The organism is Nocardiopsis sp. FIRDI 009, from assembly GCF_003386285.1.
In the GTDB taxonomy this organism is placed as follows: Bacteria; Actinomycetota; Actinomycetes; order Streptosporangiales; family Streptosporangiaceae; genus Nocardiopsis.
This window is the reverse complement of record NZ_QPNC01000019.1, coordinates 1-16,928: the sequence shown is the minus strand read 5'-3', so window position 1 is coordinate 16,928 and position 16,928 is coordinate 1. Positions and strand designations below refer to the sequence as shown.

The following is a 16,928-nucleotide window of genomic DNA, read 5'->3' as shown; positions in this document are numbered from 1 at the left end:
ATGTCCTCCTCGGAGTGCAGGGATGGGGGTTCTCCACGCTCAGGCGGCGCCGGTCAGCACTCGACGACGTTGAGCGCGAGCCCGCCACGAGCCGTCTCCTTGTACTTGTCCTTCATGTCGGCACCGGTCTCGCGCATGGTCTTGATGGCCTTGTCCAGGCTCACGTGGTGTGCGCCGTCGCCGCGTACCGACATCCGCGCCGCGGTGATGGCCTTGACGGCGGCGATCGCGTTGCGCTCGATGCAGGGGATCTGCACCAGGCCGCCCACCGGGTCGCAGGTGAGGCCGAGGTTGTGCTCGATCCCGATCTCCGCGGCGTTCTCCACCTGGGCGGGGGTCGCGTCGAGGACCTCGGCGAGACCGGCGGCGGCCATGGAGCAGGCGGAGCCGACCTCACCCTGGCAGCCGACCTCCGCTCCGGAGATCGAGGCGTTCCGCTTGAACAGCATGCCGACCGCGCCCGCTGTGAGCAGGAACCGCACGATCCCGTCCTCGTCGGCTCCGGGAACGAAGCGGTCGTAGTAGCACAGGACCGCCGGGATGATCCCGGCCGCGCCGTTGGTCGGCGCGGTCACGATCCGACCGCCCGCCGCGTTCTCCTCGTTGACCGCCAGGGCGAACATCGTGACCCATTCCATGGCCCGCAGCGGATCACCGGGGTCACCCGCGGCCTCCAGTTCCTCCCGCAGCGCCGCGGCGCGCCGTCGGACCCTGAGCCCGCCGGGCAGCACGCCCCGGGTCGTGGAGCCGCGTTCGACGCACTCCCGCATCACCGCCCAGATCTCCAGCAGCCCGTCCCTGGTGTCCTGCTCCGGGCGGCGGGCCCGCTCGTTGGCCAGCATCAGCGAACTGAGGGACAGGCCGGTGCGGGCGGTGTGGGCCAGCAGTTCCTCGGCGGTGGAGAACGGGTACTCCACGGGGGTCGGGTCCTCGACGAGGACCTTCGCCCCGGCGGTGTCCCCGTCCACGACGAAGCCTCCGCCGACCGAGTAGTACGTCCGGTTCGCGACCGGGGTCCCGGCGCGGTCGAACGCCTGGAACACCATGCCGTTGCTGTGGAAGTCGAGCCGCCTGTTCCGGTGCAGCACGATGTCGTCGTCGACCGAGAACCCGATCACACGGCCGCCCGCCAGCTCCAGCTTCCCGGTCGCCGCCACGTCGTCCACCACCGGCTGGACCGCGACCGGGTCGACGGTGTCGGGCGCGTGCCCCGCGAGCCCGAGCACCACCGCCCTGACGCTGCCGTGTCCGTGGCCGGTGGCTCCGAGCGATCCGAACAGTTCGACGCGTACCGACGCCACCCGCGGCAGGAGCCGCTCCTCCCGCAGCCCCTCCGCGAACGTCCTCGCCGCGCGCATCGGACCGACGGTGTGCGAGCTCGACGGCCCGATGCCGACCTTGAACAGGTCGAACACGCTCAGGCTCATGACAGGGCCGCCCGGTACTCGACGCAGGCGTCGCTCAGCCACGCGGCCAGGTACTCGGCGAACGACGACCGCACCAGCACGGTGAACATGTCGGCCTCGGCGTCGACGACCTGGATGATGACCCCGGCCCTGGCCAGCAGTGTCTGCACGCAGGTGCCGGTCGGGGCCGCCGAGGGGTGCAGGTCGACGGCGCAGCCGTGGGCGAGGACGTCCCGCACGTGCGGCCCCGACAGCGCCACCGTCGTGCGCTGGGCCGAGGTGTCCACGACCGCCCCCCGCGCAGGCCCGAGGGCGGCCCGCAGCGCGTCCTCGACCGGAACCCGCAGGTCCAGCTCCGACCGGGCCACCACGAGGAACTCGTCCGGCCCCAGCCACAGCACCTCCACGTCGCCGAAGGGGCCGCCTCCCCGGGTGAACGTGCACGGGGCGGCAGGGAACGCGACGCCCAGCGCCTCCCCCATCGCGACGACGGCCTCCGGGTCCGAGACCCGGACCGTGAGCTGGGTCAGGAACGGCCGCTCCACCGCCGTCAGCGCGGGCGCGAGGTCGGCGAGGCGGTCCGCCCAGGCGGTCAGCGGACTGGTCCGGGAGCTGGTGTCAGCCGTCACGGCGGGCTCCTTCCTTGTCGTAGAGCACGGACTCGGTCACGGTGACCGGAACGAGGTCGTCCCCGACGGGGACGTAGAGCGTCTCCCCCAGGCGTTCGCGGCCGGAGCGCACGACCGCGAGCGCGAACGTCCGCTCCAGTGCGGCGCTGCGGTAGCTGGAGGTGACGTGGCCGAGCATCGGGACCGGGGGGTCGGGCAGGCGATCGGTACCGACGACCTGCGCGCCCTCCGGCAGCCGGACCTGCGGGTCGACCGGCAGCAGTCCGACGAGCTGCTTGCGGTCCGGCCGGGTGTTCTCCGCCCTGGCGAAGGACCGCTTGCCGATGAAGTCGGCCTTCTTCTTCGACACGGCCCACGACATTCCCAGGTCCTGGGGGGTGACCGTGGCGTCGGTCTCCTGACCGACGATCGGGTAGCCCTTCTCGGCGCGCAGCACGTGCATGGTCTCGGTGCCGTACGGCGTGATCCCGTACCGCTCGCCCGCCGCCATGAGCGCCTCCCAGACGGCGAGGCCGTGCCAGGCGGTCACGTTGATCTCGTAGGCCAGCTCGCCGGAGAAGCTGATCCGGCACACCCGCGCGGGGACGCCCGCTCCGACGTCGAGCACGGTGTCCCGCCACTCCATGAACCCGAAGGCCCCGTTGCTCACGTCCAGGTCGGGGGCGATCCCGGCGAGCACGTCCCGCGCCCGCGGCCCCACCAACGGGAACGTGGCCCAGTGCTCGGTGACCGAGGTGGCGTACACGTCCAGGTGCGGCCACTCGGTCTGGAGCCACTCCTCCATCCAGTCCAGGACCGTCGCGGCGTTGCCGGTCGTCGTGGTCACCAGGAACCGGTCCTCCGCCAGCCGGATGACGGTTCCGTCGTCGATGACCATGCCGTCGACGCCGCACATCACCCCGTAGCGGATCCTGCCGACCTTCAGGCTGCTCATCTTGTTCGTGTAGAGCATGTCGAGGAACGACCCGACGTCCCGGCCCTGGAGGTCGATCTTGCCCAGGGTCGAGGCGTCCATGAGGGCGACGCCCTCGCGCGCCGCGCGGCACTCCCGCAGGACGGCGGTGTCCATGTCCTCGCCCGGCAGGGGGAAGTACCAGGGCCGCTTCCACTGGCCCACGTCCTCGAACAGCGCGCCGCGCGCGACGTGCCAGGGGTGCTGTGCGGTCACGCGCACCGGATCGTGCAGCTCCCCCCGGTCCCGTCCGGCCAGCGCGGCGAAGGACACCGGGGTGTACGGCGGCCGGAACGTGGTGGGCCGCTGCTCGGAGAGCTCGACGCCCAGCTCCTCGGCGACCAGCCCCGCGGTGATCATCCCGGACGTCTTGCCCTGGTCGTGGGCGGTGCCGATGGTCGTGTACCGCTTGACGTGCTCCAGTGAGCGCAGCCCCGCGTCGGTGGCGCGCAGCACGTCGGAGACCGTGGCGTCGCGCTGGAAGTCGACGAAGCGGGTGTCCGGGGCGCCCTTGCGGGGCTCGCCCGGGACGCGCCACATGACCGTGCCGGGCTGCTCGTCGGTCCGCTCGCCCGACACCGGGAGCTCGTCCTCGTCCACCGGGGCGAACCCCGCCGCGAGCGCGGCCGCGAGCCCGGCGGCGCGACCCTGTCGAAGACACGAGGTGAGGTCCAGCGCACCCGTCGCCGACCCCGCGACCCGCACCGTCGGCAGCTCCTCGCCGGGAACGAAGGCGCCGAGCCCGGAGTCGTAGCGGAGCATGCCGCGCGCCTGGCTGAACAGGTGCACGACGGGGTTCCAGCCGCCGGAGACCAGCAGGGTGTCGCAGTCGACGGTCTCGGGGGTCCCGTCGGCGCCGGGCAGCGGGGCGATGCGGACGCCGGTGACCCGGGCGTCGCCCTCGGTGCCGGTGACGACGTGACCGGCGCGCACCTCGATCCCGCGGGCGGAGCAGCGTGCGGCGAGGACGCTGGGCGCGGCGGGTCTGGCGTCGACGACCGTCGCGACGTCCAGACCGGCCCTGGCGAGGTCGATCGCCGCGCGGTAGGCGCTGTCGTTGGTGGTGAAGACGACCGCCCGCGTGCCGGGCAGGACGCCGTAGCGGTGCAGGAAGGTGCGCGCCGAACCGGCGAGCATGATCCCGGGACGGTCGTTGTCGGCGAAGACGACGGGGCGCTCGTGGGCGCCGGTGGCGAGCACGGTCTGTCTGGCCCTGATCCGCCAGACGCGCTGACGGGCCGCGTCGGCGGGCGCGTCGAAGCCGAGGTGGTCGGTGCGGCGCTGGAGGGCGAGGACGAACCCGTCCTGGTAGACGCCGAACGCCGTGGTGCGGTCGAGGACCAGCACGCCGGGGGTGCCGCGCAGTTCCGCCACGATGTCGGCGACCCACTCCTGCGACAGCCGCTCGCCGAGGTACTCCCTGGTGCCGAGCAGCGCGCCCCCGGCCCGGTCCTGCTCGTCGACCACGACGACCCGGCCGCCGCCGCGGGCGGCGGTGAGCGCGGCCACCAGGCCCGCGGGCCCCGCGCCGACGACGAGGACGTCGCAGTGCACGTGCTTGGCGTCGTAGCGGGCGGGGTCGGGCTCGTCCGCCAGCCTGCCCTGTCCGGGCAGGCCGTACGCCACCAGGCCGTCGTGGAGTTCGACGGTGGTCGCGGTCAGCATCGGCTCGGGGAACGGCCGCTCGATCTGCACCAGCGACGTCGGGTCCTCCGAGCCCGCCGCCACGATGCCGCGCGGCCGGCCGTACCTGACGCTGGTGCCGATCGCGTGCACGCCGTTGGCCAGCAGCGCGGACGCCAGGGTGTCCCCGGGGTGCCCGGTCATCGACCGGCCGTTGAAGGTGAACCGCAGTGCGGTGTCCCTGTCGATGAGGCCGCCGGTGGGCAGGCGGAAGGTCGCGCTCACGAGACCACCTCGTCCCTCTCGCTGAGATCGGGCATCGGCTCACCGATGCGGTAGACGGCCAGCAGGTCGTAGGTTCTGGTGTCGCGGACGGCGTTGAACCACCGGCGGCAACCCGCGCTGTGGCTCCAGCGTTCGGCGAACGGGCCGCTCGGGTTGTCGCGGAAGAACACGTACCGCGCCCACTCCTCGTCGGTCAGGGCGGCTGGGTCCTCGGGGTAGGCGACGTGTGCCTGGCCGCCGTAGTGGAACTCGGTTTCCTCACGCGGCCCGCACCACGGGCAGGGGATGAGTTGCATGCCTGGCTCCTTGTCCCTCAGTGCGCGACGGCGGCGGCGCCGTGTTCGTCGACGAGGGCTCCGGTGGTGAACCGTTCGAGGGTGAACGGCTCGTTGAGGGCGTGCGGTTTGTCGTGGGCGATGGTGAAGGCGAAGCAGTCGCCGACGCCGGGGGTGGCCTTGAACCCGCCGGTGCCCCAACCGCAGTTGAGGTAGAGGCCCTCGACGGGGGTGAGGCCGACGATCGGGGAGGCGTCCGGGCTCACGTCGACGATGCCCGCCCAGGTCCGCAGCAGGTGCGCCCGGGCGAAGATCGGGAACAGTTCCAGCGCGGCGGACATCTGCCGTTCGATGATGTGGAACGACCCCCGCTGGCCGTAGCCGTTGTAGCTGTCGATCCCGGCGCCCATCACCAGTTCGCCCTTGTGCGCCTGGGACACGTAGACGTGCACCGCGTTGGACATCACCACGGTGGGGTGCACGGGTTCGAGCAGTTCCGAGACCAGCGCCTGCAACGGGTGCGACGCGAGCGGGAGCCGGATGCCGGCCATCGCCGCGAGGATGGAGCTGTGGCCCGCCGCGCACAGTCCGACGCGGCCCGCGGCGATGCGGCCGCGGGTGGTCTCCACCGCGGTGACCCGGCCGCCGACCGTCTCGATCCCGGTGACCTCGCAGTTCTGGATGAGGTCGACGCCCATCTCGTGGGCGGCGCGTGCGTAGCCCCAGGCCACGTAGTCGTGCTTGGCGATCCCGGCGCGCGGCTGGTAGGTCGCCCCCAGCACGGGGTAGCGCACGTCCTCCGAGATGTTGACGATCGGGCAGACCTCCTTGACGCCCCGCGGGTCGAGCCACTCGGCGTCGATGCCGTTGAGCCGGTTGGCGTTGACCCGCCGCACGCTGTCGCGCACGTCCTGGAGGCTGTGCGCGAGGTTGAGCACCCCGCGCTGGTCGAACAGGATCGGGTAGCCGAGGTCCTCCTCCAGGCCCTCCCAGAGCTTCAGGGAGTGCTCGTAGATGCCCGAGCTCTCGTCCCACAGGTAGTTGGAGCGGATGATCGTGGTGTTGCGGGCCATGTTGCCGCCCGCCAGCCACCCCTTCTCCAGCACCGCCACGTTCGTGATGCCGTGCACCTTGGCGAGGTAGTAGGCGGTGGCGAGGCCGTGACCGCCGCCGCCGACGATCACGACGTCGTAGAAGGCCCTGGGGCCCAGGTCGTCCCAGAGGAAGTCGGGGTGGTCGGGCAGGTGCGCGCCGGGCGGCTGGACGGGGGGCACGGGGTCGGTCATCGCGATGCCTCCAGCGGAAGGGGGACGCCATCTGATCAACTACTGATATATCAGTCTTCGTAGTACTGTAGGTCACATGGGAACTCAGGTCAAGAACCAATCGTCGGGAGCCTCACTCGCGGAACAGGCCTACGTCACGATCCGCGACCGGCTGGTGATGCTGGAGATCAAGCCGGGCGATCCGATCAACGAGGACCGGCTCAGCGCCGACCTCGGGATGGGTCGCACGCCGATCCGCGAGGCGTTGAAACGCCTGGAGAGGGACCGCATGGTCGTCGCCTACCCGCGCCGCGGCACCTTCGCCACCGACGTGCAGATCTCCGACCTGGCGCACATCTCGGAGGTGCGGCGCACCCTGGAGCCGCTCGCCGCCTCGGCCGCGGCCGAGCGCGCCACGCCCGCCGACCGCGCCGAGCTCACCGAGCTGCGGTCCCGTCTGGAGAGCGAGCGGGGCAACGACAACGCCGAACTGCTCCGCACCGACGTCGCCGTGCACCGGGCGATCTACCGGTGCGCCTACAACCCCTTCCTCGAGGACACGCTGATCGCCTACGACAGTCTGGCCACCAGGATCTGGTGCGTCTTCATCCCCCGGCTGTCCGGGGTGACCGGCCACGTGGACGAGCACGTCCCGCTGTTGACCGCCATCATCGAGGGCGAGGCCGACCAAGCCGCCGACCTCGCCCTGAGACACGTCACCGGGTTCGAGGAGGCCATCCGCGCCCTGATCTGACGCTGTCCTCGCCTTGGCCCTCCGCTGCGCTGCGGCCCGCGTTCGGGCGCCCCCGGAGTACCCCTTCCGAGACGCGGAATCTAGTCGGCACCGGCAGGGGCCTCCAACCGCACCACGACCGCCTTCGACACGGGCGTGTTGGACCTGTCCGCCACCGCGCCGAGCGGCACCAGCGAGTTCGCCTCCGGATAGTAGGCGGCGGCGCACCCGACGGCCGTCGGATAGGACACGATCCGGAACCGGCGGGCGCGGCGCTCCTCGACGCCGCCGCGCGGATCGGGCCACTCCGAGACCAGGTCGACCAGGTCCCCGTCGGCGAAGCCGAGCGCGGCGATGTCGGCGTCGTTGACCAGCACCACGCGGCGCGCGTCCTCGATGCCCCGGTAGCGGTCGGACAGCCCGTAGACCGTGGTGTTGTACTGGTCGTGGCTGCGCAGCGTCTGCAGGAGCAGCCTGCCCTCGGGGACCTCGATCGGTTCGGGGACGTTGACCGTGAAGTTCGCCCGTCCGGTCCGCGTCGGGAAGGTGCGTGAGTCACGGGGCGGATGCGGCATCACGAACCCGTCCGGCTCCCGCACCCGCCGGTTGTAGTCCTCGCAGCCCGGCACCACCCGCGCGATGTGGTCGCGGACGACGTCGTAGTCGCGCTCGAACTCCTCCCACCGCACCGGATGGTCCGCGCCGAGCAGTCTGCGGGCGAGACGGCTGACGATCGCCACCTCGGACAGCAGGTGCTCGCTCGCGGGGCGGAGCCTGCCCCGGGAGGCGTGCACCACCGACATCGAGTCCTCGACGGTGACGAACTGCTCCCCCGACTCCTGGACGTCCCGCTCGGTGCGGCCGAGGGTGGGCAGGATCAGCGCGGTCTCCCCCGGCACGACGTGCGAGCGGTTGAGCTTCGTCGAGACGTGCACCGTCAGCGCGCAGCCGCGCAGCGCCCGCGCGGTGGCCTCGGTGTCCGGGGTGGCGGCGGCGAAGTTCCCGCCCATCGCGAACAGCGCCCTGACCCGCCCGTCGTGCATCCCGTGCAGCACCTCGACGGTGTCCATGCCGTGTTCCCGCGGTACCGTGACCCCGAACTCGCGTTCCAGAGCGTCCAGAAACGAGTCGGGCATCTTCTCGTAGATGCCCATGGTGCGGTCGCCCTGCACGTTGGAGTGCCCGCGCACCGGGCACAGCCCGGCCCCGGGTTTGCCGACCATGCCGCGCATCAGCATCAGGTTGACGACCTCCCGGATGGTCGCCACCCCCTGCTTGTGCTGGGTCAGGCCCATCGCCCAGCACACCACGGTGCGCTCCGAGTCCATCAGCATGCGCGCGATCCGCTCGATCTGCCGCCGGTCGAGTCCGGTCGCGCGTTCGGTCGCCGTCCAGTCGATCCGCCGGGCCTGGGCGAGGAACTCCGCGAAGCCGTGCGTGTGCGCCTCGATGAACGCGCGGTCCAGTACCGTGCCCGGCGCCGCGTCCTCGGCCTGCGCCAGCAACCCTGTCAGGGCCCGGAGCAGCGCGAGGTCGCCGCCGATGCGGATCTGCGCGAACTCGTCCGCCAGCGCGGTGCCCCGGCTCACGATCCCGCTCGGCTTCTGCGGATTCTTGAACCGGTACAGCCCGGCCTCCGGCAGCGGGTTGACCGCCACGATCCGGCCGCCGCGGTGCTTCACCCTCTCCAGTGACGCCAGCATGCGCGGATGGTTGGTGCCCGGGTTCTGGCCGAGCACCAGGACCAGGTCCGCGTGCTCCACGTCGGACAGCGACACCGACCCGGTACCGACCCCGATCGTCTCCTTCAGCGCCACCCCCGACGACTCGTGGCACATGTTCGAGCAGTCGGGCAGGTTGTTGGTGCCCAGGCACCGCACCATCAGCTGGTAGGCGAACGCCGCCTCGTTGCTGGTCCGGCCCGAGGTGTAGAACGCCGCCTCGTCCGGGGAACCGAGCGAGGCCAGGTTCTCGGCGATGACGTCGAACGCCGCGTCCCAGCCGATCGGCCGGTAGTGATCGTCGCCGCGGCGCAGGATCATCGGCTGCGTCAGCCTCCCCTGCCGGCCGAGCCAGTAGTCGGTGCGCTCGGCCAGTTCGGCGACCGGGTGCCGGGCGAAGAAGTCGGGGCCGACCCGGCGGGTCGTGGCCTCCTCCGCGACGGCCTTCGCCCCGTTCTCACAGAACTCGGCGGGTTTGCGCCGTTCTCCCTCGGCCGCGCGCGGGTCCGGCCACGCGCAGCCGGGACAGTCGAACCCGGCCCGCTGGTTGATCAGCGGCAGCGTCCGCACGGTCCGGCCGACGCCCATCTGCTCCCGGCTGCGCTGGAGCGAGACGAGAACCCCGGTGAGCCCGGCCGCGGCGTGGCCGGGCTCACCCACGCGCAGCGCATCCTCGTCAATGTCCTCGTCGGATACGCGCTTCGCCATGTGTCAGACCTTGTCCTTGGCGGTGTCGGCGGCCGCGGTGTCCGAGGAGCCCGTACCGTTCGGCGAGGGTTCCGTACCGTTCGCTCCGCCGTTCGGGTCGGTCCAGCCCTCTTCGATGAGGTTCTGGGAGAGCTGCGCGGTGAACTCCCCCTCTTCGAGCAGGTTCTGGGAGACCTGCTCGGTGAACTCCCCCTCTTCGAGGAGGTTCTGGGAGACCTGCTCGGTGAGTTCCTCGCGCTCCATCCTGCGTTGGGCCCGGATCTGGCGGCGGCGTTCCTCCCCGAGCTGCTTCCAGGTCGCCACGCACATCAGCAGCATGACGACGCTGAACGGCAGGGCGATGAGGATGGCGCCGACCTGAAGGGCGCCCAAGCCACCCGCGAGCAGCAGCGTGACGGCGACCAGTCCCTCGGCGGTCGCCCAGAACACCCGGCTCCAGACCGGCGTCTCGGCGCTGCCCCCGGAGGCCAGCATGTCGACCACGAGCGAACCGGAGTCCGACGAGGTCACGAAGAACAGCACGATCAGGACGACCGCGCCCGCGACCAGGACGGTGCCCCCCGGCAGACCACCGAGCAGGCCGAAGAGGGCGCCCTCGGTGTTGACGCCTCCGTCCGCCGAGACGCCTCCCCCGGAACCGAACAGCTCGCGGTACAGTGCGCTGCCGCCGAACACGGTGAGCCACAGGAAGGTGACCGCGGTCGGCACCAGCAGGACACCGGTGACGAACTCCCGCACCGTCCGGCCACGCGAGATACGCGCGATGAACACGCCGACGAACGGCGCCCAGGACATCCACCAGCCCCAGTAGAAGGTCGTCCACCCGCCCTGCCACTGGGCGCCGTCCTGACCCTCCAGCGCGGTGGTGTCGAAGCTCAGCTGAAGCAGGTTCTGGAAGTAGAGCCCGATCGACTGCACGAACTCCCGGAGGAGGAACAGCGTCGGCCCCGTGACCAGCACGACGAGCATCAGGACGGCGGCGAGCCCCATGTTGATCTGGGAGAGCCACTTGACCCCGCGCTTCACGCCGGTGGTCACCGAGAAGATGGCCAGCGCCGTGATGCCGCCGATCAGGATGATGTTCGTCCAGTTGCCCGGGTCGCTGACGATCCCGAGCGCGTCGAGCCCGGAGGCGATCTGCAGCACGCCGAGGCCGAGCGAGGTGGCCACACCGAACAGGGTCCCGATGACCGTGACGATGTCGATCAGGTCGCCGAGCCAGCCGTTCACCCGCTGCTTGCCCAGCAACGGTTCCAGCGCCCAGCGGATCGACACCGGACGCCTCTTGCGATGGATCGCGTAGGCGATGGCGAGGCCGACCACCACGTAGATCGCCCACGGGTGCAGGCCCCAGTGCAGGAACGTCTGCACCAGCGACTGCTGGGCGAGTTCCTGCGACGTTCCCTCGACACCCGGCTTCGGGGCGGCGAAGTGGTTCAGCGGCTCCGCGACGCCCCAGAACACCAGCCCGATGCCCATGCCCGAGGCGAACAGCATCGAGAACCAGGTGCTGAGTTTGAACTCGGGCTCCTCGTCGTCGGGGCCGAGCTTGATGTCGCCGAACCGGCCGAGGCCCACCCGGACCGAGAACACCACGAACCCGCACACGATCAGGATGTAGTACCACCCGAACGTGCCGATCAGGGTACTCTGCATGGTGGTGATCGCCGTGGACACGACGTCGGTGAAGGCTACCGTGAACGCGACGAATACCGTTACTAGAATCACTGAGGGCCAAAAGACCCTGGGGGCAGTGATCATGCCTGCTAGTCACCGTCCTTGTCGGGGGATAGTACGTTCTGCACCCATTCATGGAACTCGCCGATGTGGTGCTCGGAGGGAACGAGGACACCGCCGTCGGCGTAGGCCCGCGACGACATCGCGGGCTGGCAGCGCTCGCAGGCGTCGAAGTCCTGCTGGTTGACCCGGTGGAACAGCTCGACGGAGTGCGAGACGTCGCGGCCGGACGCCACGACGTCCTTGCTGTACAGCCAGTCGCATTCCACGAGGGTGCGGTCGGCGGCCAATGGGAACATCCGGTGCAGAATAACGTGATCCGGGACCAGGTTGACGAAAACCTGCGGCCGGACGGTGATCGCGTAGTACTTGCGGTCCTGGTCGGAGCCCACCCCGGACAGTTTGTCGAAGCCTTCGCTGCCGTCCACGGTGAACCCGGAGACGTCCTCACCGAAGGCCGCGCCGTGGCCGACGAAGTACTGGGCGGCGTAGCCGTCGGCGAACTCGGGCAGCACCTCGGTGAGTTCGGGGTGGATGGTCGCGCAGTGGTAGCACTCCATGAAGTTCTCGATGATGAGCTTCCAGTTGGCCCTGACGTCGTAGGTGATGCGCCGGCCGAGTTCGAGCTCGTCGATCTCGAAGTTGTCGATGGCCTCCAGCGACCCCAGCCGCCCGATGACGTCGGCCTGCACGGTGTCGGCGAACGAGGGCGGGTCCTGGGCCAGGCACAGCCACGCGTAGCCGAGCCACTCCCGCAGGTGTACCGGCTTGAGGCCGTACTCGGTGCGGTCGATGTCCGGCATCGAGGTCAGGTTGGGGGCAGCGACCAGCTTCCCGTCGAGCCCGTAGGTCCAGGCGTGGTAGGGGCACTGGAAGTTCCGCTTGACGCTGCCCGACTCCTCCACGCAGAGCTTGGCGCCCCGGTGCCGGCAGATGTTGAGGAAGGCGCGCAGCGCGCCGTCGCGGGACCGGGTGACGACCACGCTCTCCCGTCCGATCTGGACGGTGCGGAAGTCGCCGGGTTTGCGCAGGTCGGCGCCGCGGACCGCGCAGAACCACATCCGCTCGAAGATCCTCTCCTGTTCCCGGGTGAAGACCTCCGGGTCGGTGTAGGTGTGGCCGGGCAGGGTCGGGATCAGGCTTTCGGGCAGTTCGGAACCGCCGGTGGCTGGAGGGGCGACGAGGTTCTCGGTCAATGTGGTCTCCGTTCCGTGCTGTGCGGACGCTGACGGGGCGCCGGGGATCGAAGGGGACGGGAACGTTCGGGAACCGTGGCCGGTGGCCGGGAGTTCCGTGTCCGGTTCACGACCGGATACGGGTCATGTCGGGGTCGAAGAGCGGCTCGGCCGCGACCACCGCGGGAACGCGCTCGCCGAAGTACTCGATCTCGACGGGGGTGCCGGGCCGGGAGACCTGGGCGGGCAGCCACGCGTAGGCGATGTTCCTGCCGACGGTGTAGCCGCGCGCGGCGCTGGTGACGTAGCCGACCGGCGCGCCGTCGGCGTGGACCGGCTCCGAGCCCATGACGACCTGGCGGGGGTCGTCGATGGTCAGGCAGGTGAGCCTGCGTGTGACGGTGTCCTCGGAGCGGCCCTTCAGGGCGTTCTTCCCGTGGAAGTAGCCCTTGTTCATGCGCACCGCGAAGCCGAGCCCCGCCTCGTACGGGTCGTGTTCGGTGGTCATGTCCGTGCCCCAGGAGCGGTAGCCCTTCTCCAGGCGCATGCTGTTGAAGGCGCTGCGGCCCGCGGCGATCACGCCGTGCTCCCGGCCCGCCTCCCAGAGCGTGTCCCACAGGCGACGGCCCAGGTCTGCGGTGGTGTAGAGCTCCCAGCCCAGTTCGCCGACGTAGGACAGGCGCATCGCGGTCACCGGGACGTCGCCGACGAAGGCGCACCTGGCCTTGAAGTAGCCCAGCCCCTCGTGTGAGAAGTCCTCACGGGTCAGCGGTTGGAGGAGCCTGCGCGCGGCGGGCCCCCACAGCCCGATGCAGCAGGTGCCCGCGGTGATGTCACGGACCTGCACGCGCCCGCCCGGCGGAAGGTGCCGGCGCAGCCAGTCGAGGTCGATCGGGCCGTTGGCGCCCACCTGGAAGCGGTCCTCGGCGAGCCGGGCCACGGTGAGGTCGCTGCGGATCCCGCCGTCCTCGTTGAGCATGAGGGTGTAGACGACCGATCCGACCCTGCGGTCGAGCTGGTTGGTCGTCATCGTCTGGAGGAAGGTCAGCGCCTCGGGGCCGGTGACCTCGATCCGCTTCAGGGGGGTCATGTCGAACATCGCCACCCGCTTGCGCGCCACCAACGCCTCGGCACCCGCGATCGGCGACCAGAACCGGGCGGCCCAGTCGCCCCGTTCGGGGATCTCCTCGATCTCGGGCAGGTCCGCGTTGGCCTCGTACCAGTGCGGCCGCTCCCAGCCGCCCCCCTCGAGGAACACCGCGCCGAGTTCGACCTGTCGTTCGTGGAACGGGCTGGTCCGCAGCGGACGCGGCCGTTCGGCGGGCTGCAACGGGTGCAGCACGTCGTAGACCTCGTCGAACGCCTGGCAGCTGCGCAGGTGGACGTAGTCCGCTCCGCGCTCGACCTCCTCGAACCGGTTGAGGTCGCAGCCGTGCAGGTCGAGGGTGGGGTGACCATCGACCAGCCACTCCGCCATCGCCTTGGCCACGCCCGCGGAGTGCGTGATCCAGACCGCCTCGGCCACCCAGAAACCCCGGAGGTCGGGGTGCTCGCCGAGCAGGGGGTTGCCGTCCGGGGTGAAGGAGAACAGCCCGTTGATCCCCTCGTCGACCTTGGCGTCGGCCAGGCACGGCAGCAGGTCGACCGAGTCCGCCCAGGACGTGTCGAAGTCGTCCGGGGTGAACGGCAGCTCCGACGGCATGGTCGGCGCGTCCCCGGGGTCGAGGATGTCGTCGGCGGAGACCGGCATCGGGCGGTGCTCGTAGGCGCCGATGCCGAGGCGGTCGACGTGTTCGCGGAAGTAGAGGCCGGCCTCCTGGTGCCGCAGCAGGGGCTTGCTCATCTCGCGCAGCTCGTCGTTGACGCCCCGCAGGACCGGCAGCGGCGAGGTCTTGACGTACTGGTGCGCCATCGGCACCAGCGGGATGTCGAGGTCGACCATGCGGCCGATCCGCGGTCCCCACATGCCGGCGCAGGAGACGACGATGTCGGCGGCGAAGGTGTCGTGCTCGGTGACGACGGAGCGGACCCGTCCGCCCTGGCGTTCTACCCCGGTGACCTTGTGGTGCGCGAGGAAGCGCGCGCCGCGGTCCATCGCCCGCCTGGCCTGGGCCTCGGCCGCGCGCAGCGGCTTGGCCAGGCCGTCGCTGGGGATGTGGAACCCGCCGAGGACCTTGCCGGGGTCGAGCAGCGGGTGCAGTTCGGCGCACTCGCCGGGGTCGCGCAGGTAGCTCTCCACCCCCCACGACGTCGCCCAGCCGTGCCTGCGCTTCAGGTCGGCCCAGCGCTCCGGGGTGGTGGCCACCTCCAGACCGCCGAGCTGTTGGAAACACCACTTGTCGTCGAGCGTCAGCGCGGTGTACTTGGCGACGGTGTACTTGGCGAACTCCGTCATGGTCTTGCACCCGACGGTCTGGTACACCAGACCGGGCGCGTGGGAGCTGGAGCCACCGGTGGCGAACAGCGGCCCCTGTTCGAGCACGGTGACGTCGGTCCACCCGCGTGCGGTCAGCTCGTCGGCCAGCGCGCAGCCGACGATGCCCGCTCCGATGAGCACGACGCGTGGTTGGGTCGGCATAGGGGGGTCCCTCCTGATCGTGTGGTCGGAGCGCGTCAGAATCCGCGCTGGATCCAGCCGTCCAGGTGCGGCGCCTCGGCGCCGATGGTCGTGGTGGGACCGTGTCCGGTGTGGACGACGGTGTCGGCGGGCAGTGTCAGCAGGCTGTCCCGGATCGACTCGATGATGGTCGGGAAGGAGGAGTAGGAGCGGCCCGTGGCGCCCGGACCGCCCTGGAAGAGGGTGTCGCCGGAGAAGACGGCGCCCAGGTCGGGGGCGTACAGCGAGACCGCGCCCCAGGTGTGGCCCGGCGTGCTGAGCACCCGCAGCGTCACCCCGGCCACCGTGACGGATTCCCCGTGGGCCAGCCAGACGTCGGGGTCGCGGTCGGGGTGGACGGACCGCCAGAGCGGTTCGTCGTCGGGGTGGATCAGGATCGGCCCACCGGACTTGTCGGCCACCTCGGCGGCGGCGTTGATGTGGTCGTCGTGTCCGTGGGTGCAGACCACGGCGACCACGGTGCGACCGCCGATCGCCGCCGAGACCGCCGCGGCGTCGTGCGCGGGGTCGATGACGACGACCTCCTCGTCGTCGCCCACCAGCCAGACGTTGTTGAACACCTCCCAGGTGCCGCCGTCGAGGCTGAAGGTCCCGAAGGTCTCCAGGTGTTCGATACGCGCGCTCACAGGACCACCACCGATCGCAGGACGCGCCCGGCGTGCATGTCCTCGAAGGCGCGTTCGACGTCGCCGATGCCGATCGTCTCGGTGACGAAGGCGCCCAGGTCGAGCCGGCCTTGGAGGTACAGGTCGACGAGCATGGGGAAGTCGCGACTGGGCAGGCAGTCGCCGTACCAGGACGACCGCACCGCCCCGCCGCGGCCGAACACGTCCAGGAGGGGGAGCTCGACGGTCATGTCCGGGGTGGGAACGCCGACCAGCACCACCGTCCCGGCGAGGTCGCGGGCGTAGAACGCCTGGCGGAAGGTCTCCGGCCTGCCGACCGCGTCGATCACGACGTCCGCCCCGTGACCGCCGGTCAGCTCCCGGATCGACTCGATCACGTCCCGGGCCCCCGCGTCCACGGTGTGGGTGGCGCCCAGCTGTTCGGCCCAGTCGAGTTTGCGCCGGTCGAGGTCGACGGCGATGATCGTGTGGGCGCCAGCCAGTCGGGCGCCCGCGATGGCCGCGTCGCCGACACCGCCGCAGCCGAGGACGGCGACGCTGTCCCCGCGGCCGACCGACCCGGTGTTGATCGCCGCGCCGATGCCCGCCATGACGCCGCAGCCGAGCAGTCCGGCCACCTCCGGCGGCGCCTTCGGGTCGACCTTGGTGCACTGGCCGCTGTGGACCAGGGTCTTCTCGGCGAAGGCGCCGATGCCCAGCGCGGGGCTCAGCGGGGTGCCGTCCTCCAGCGTCATCGGCTGCGCGGCGTTGTGGGTGTCGAAGCAGTACCAGGGCCGTCCGCGTCGGCACGCCCGGCACACTCCGCAGACGGCACGCCAGTTGAGGACGACGAAGTCCCCCGCCGACAGGTCGGTGACACCGTCTCCGACGGCCTCCACCACCCCGGCGGCCTCGTGCCCGAGCAGGAACGGGAAGTCGTCGTTGATGCCGCCCTCCCGGTAGTGCAGGTCGGTGTGGCAGACCCCGCATGCCTGGACCTTCACCAGGGCTTCGCCGGGGCCGGGCTCGGGGACCAGGATCGTCTCGACGGAGACCTCGGCTCCGCGCCCCGGGGCCACGACACCCTTGACTGCGTGTACCACTGTTCTTCTCCCTGTCGTGTCAGGACCCGTCACAGGTTGGGGTAGAGCGGGTGCTTGTCCGTCAGAGCCCGCACCCGACCCCGCAGGGCCCGGG

At 70.9% G+C, this 16,928-nt stretch carries 12 protein-coding genes; 1 reads left to right on the top strand and 11 read right to left on the bottom strand.

Annotation, left to right across the window (positions count from 1 at the left end):
* Positions 1–53 precede the first annotated feature (53 nt).
* The 5 genes from DVR05_RS16270 to DVR05_RS16250 are packed head-to-tail and all read right to left on the bottom strand — an operon-like array spanning position 54 to position 6,456.
* Positions 54–1,427 (bottom strand): L-serine ammonia-lyase, encoded by a 1,374-nt coding sequence (locus DVR05_RS16270; RefSeq protein WP_116246748.1) that lies wholly within the window; start codon positions 1,425–1,427, stop codon positions 54–56.
* Positions 1,424–2,035 carry a sarcosine oxidase subunit gamma gene (locus DVR05_RS16265; protein WP_116246747.1) on the bottom strand — a complete coding sequence of 204 codons (612 nt, stop codon included), beginning with the start codon at positions 2,033–2,035 and terminating at the stop codon, positions 1,424–1,426. Before DVR05_RS16265 ends, DVR05_RS16270 begins: the two co-directional genes overlap by 4 nt.
* Positions 2,025–4,895, bottom strand: coding sequence for a 2Fe-2S iron-sulfur cluster-binding protein (locus tag DVR05_RS16260; protein WP_116246746.1), 2,871 nt, complete (start codon positions 4,893–4,895; stop codon positions 2,025–2,027). Before DVR05_RS16260 ends, DVR05_RS16265 begins: the two co-directional genes overlap by 11 nt.
* Positions 4,892–5,191, bottom strand: a complete 300-nt coding sequence (locus tag DVR05_RS16255; protein ID WP_116246745.1) for a sarcosine oxidase subunit delta — start codon at positions 5,189–5,191, stop codon at positions 4,892–4,894. The genes DVR05_RS16260 and DVR05_RS16255 overlap by 4 nt, the downstream gene beginning before the upstream one ends.
* 17 nt (positions 5,192–5,208) lie before the next feature.
* Positions 5,209–6,456, bottom strand: coding sequence for a sarcosine oxidase subunit beta family protein (locus DVR05_RS16250; RefSeq protein ID WP_116246744.1), 1,248 nt, complete (start codon positions 6,454–6,456; stop codon positions 5,209–5,211).
* Between the two features lie 76 nt (positions 6,457–6,532).
* On the opposite strand from DVR05_RS16250, the gene DVR05_RS16245 reads away from it, so the two are divergent.
* Entirely contained in the window at positions 6,533–7,189 is a 657-nt protein-coding gene (locus tag DVR05_RS16245) for a GntR family transcriptional regulator (RefSeq protein WP_116246743.1), read from the top strand.
* An 80-nt stretch (positions 7,190–7,269) separates the two neighbouring features.
* Here DVR05_RS16245 and DVR05_RS16240 read toward each other — a convergent pair whose 3' ends face one another.
* The 6 genes from DVR05_RS16240 to DVR05_RS16215 all read right to left on the bottom strand — a co-directional run bounded on the left by DVR05_RS16240 (position 7,270) and on the right by DVR05_RS16215 (position 16,834).
* Entirely contained in the window at positions 7,270–9,597 is a 2,328-nt protein-coding gene (locus DVR05_RS16240) for an FdhF/YdeP family oxidoreductase (RefSeq protein WP_116246742.1), read from the bottom strand.
* A gap of 3 nt (positions 9,598–9,600) precedes the next feature.
* Positions 9,601–11,358 carry a BCCT family transporter gene (locus DVR05_RS16235; RefSeq protein ID WP_116246741.1) on the bottom strand — a complete coding sequence of 586 codons (1,758 nt, stop codon included), beginning with the start codon at positions 11,356–11,358 and terminating at the stop codon, positions 9,601–9,603.
* Positions 11,359–11,363: 5 nt separating this feature from the next.
* Positions 11,364–12,530: an aromatic ring-hydroxylating dioxygenase subunit alpha gene (locus DVR05_RS16230; RefSeq protein ID WP_116246740.1), complete on the bottom strand. Its 1,167-nt coding sequence runs from the start codon at positions 12,528–12,530 to the stop codon at positions 11,364–11,366.
* Between the two features lie 106 nt (positions 12,531–12,636).
* Entirely contained in the window at positions 12,637–15,087 is a 2,451-nt protein-coding gene (locus DVR05_RS16225) for an FAD-dependent oxidoreductase (RefSeq protein WP_116246739.1), read from the bottom strand.
* A gap of 35 nt (positions 15,088–15,122) precedes the next feature.
* Positions 15,123–15,752, bottom strand: a complete 630-nt coding sequence (locus tag DVR05_RS16220) for an MBL fold metallo-hydrolase (protein WP_116246738.1) — start codon at positions 15,750–15,752, stop codon at positions 15,123–15,125.
* Entirely contained in the window at positions 15,749–16,834 is a 1,086-nt protein-coding gene (locus DVR05_RS16215) for an S-(hydroxymethyl)mycothiol dehydrogenase (protein ID WP_116246737.1), read from the bottom strand. Before DVR05_RS16215 ends, DVR05_RS16220 begins: the two co-directional genes overlap by 4 nt.
* Positions 16,835–16,928: the final 94 nt, after the last annotated feature.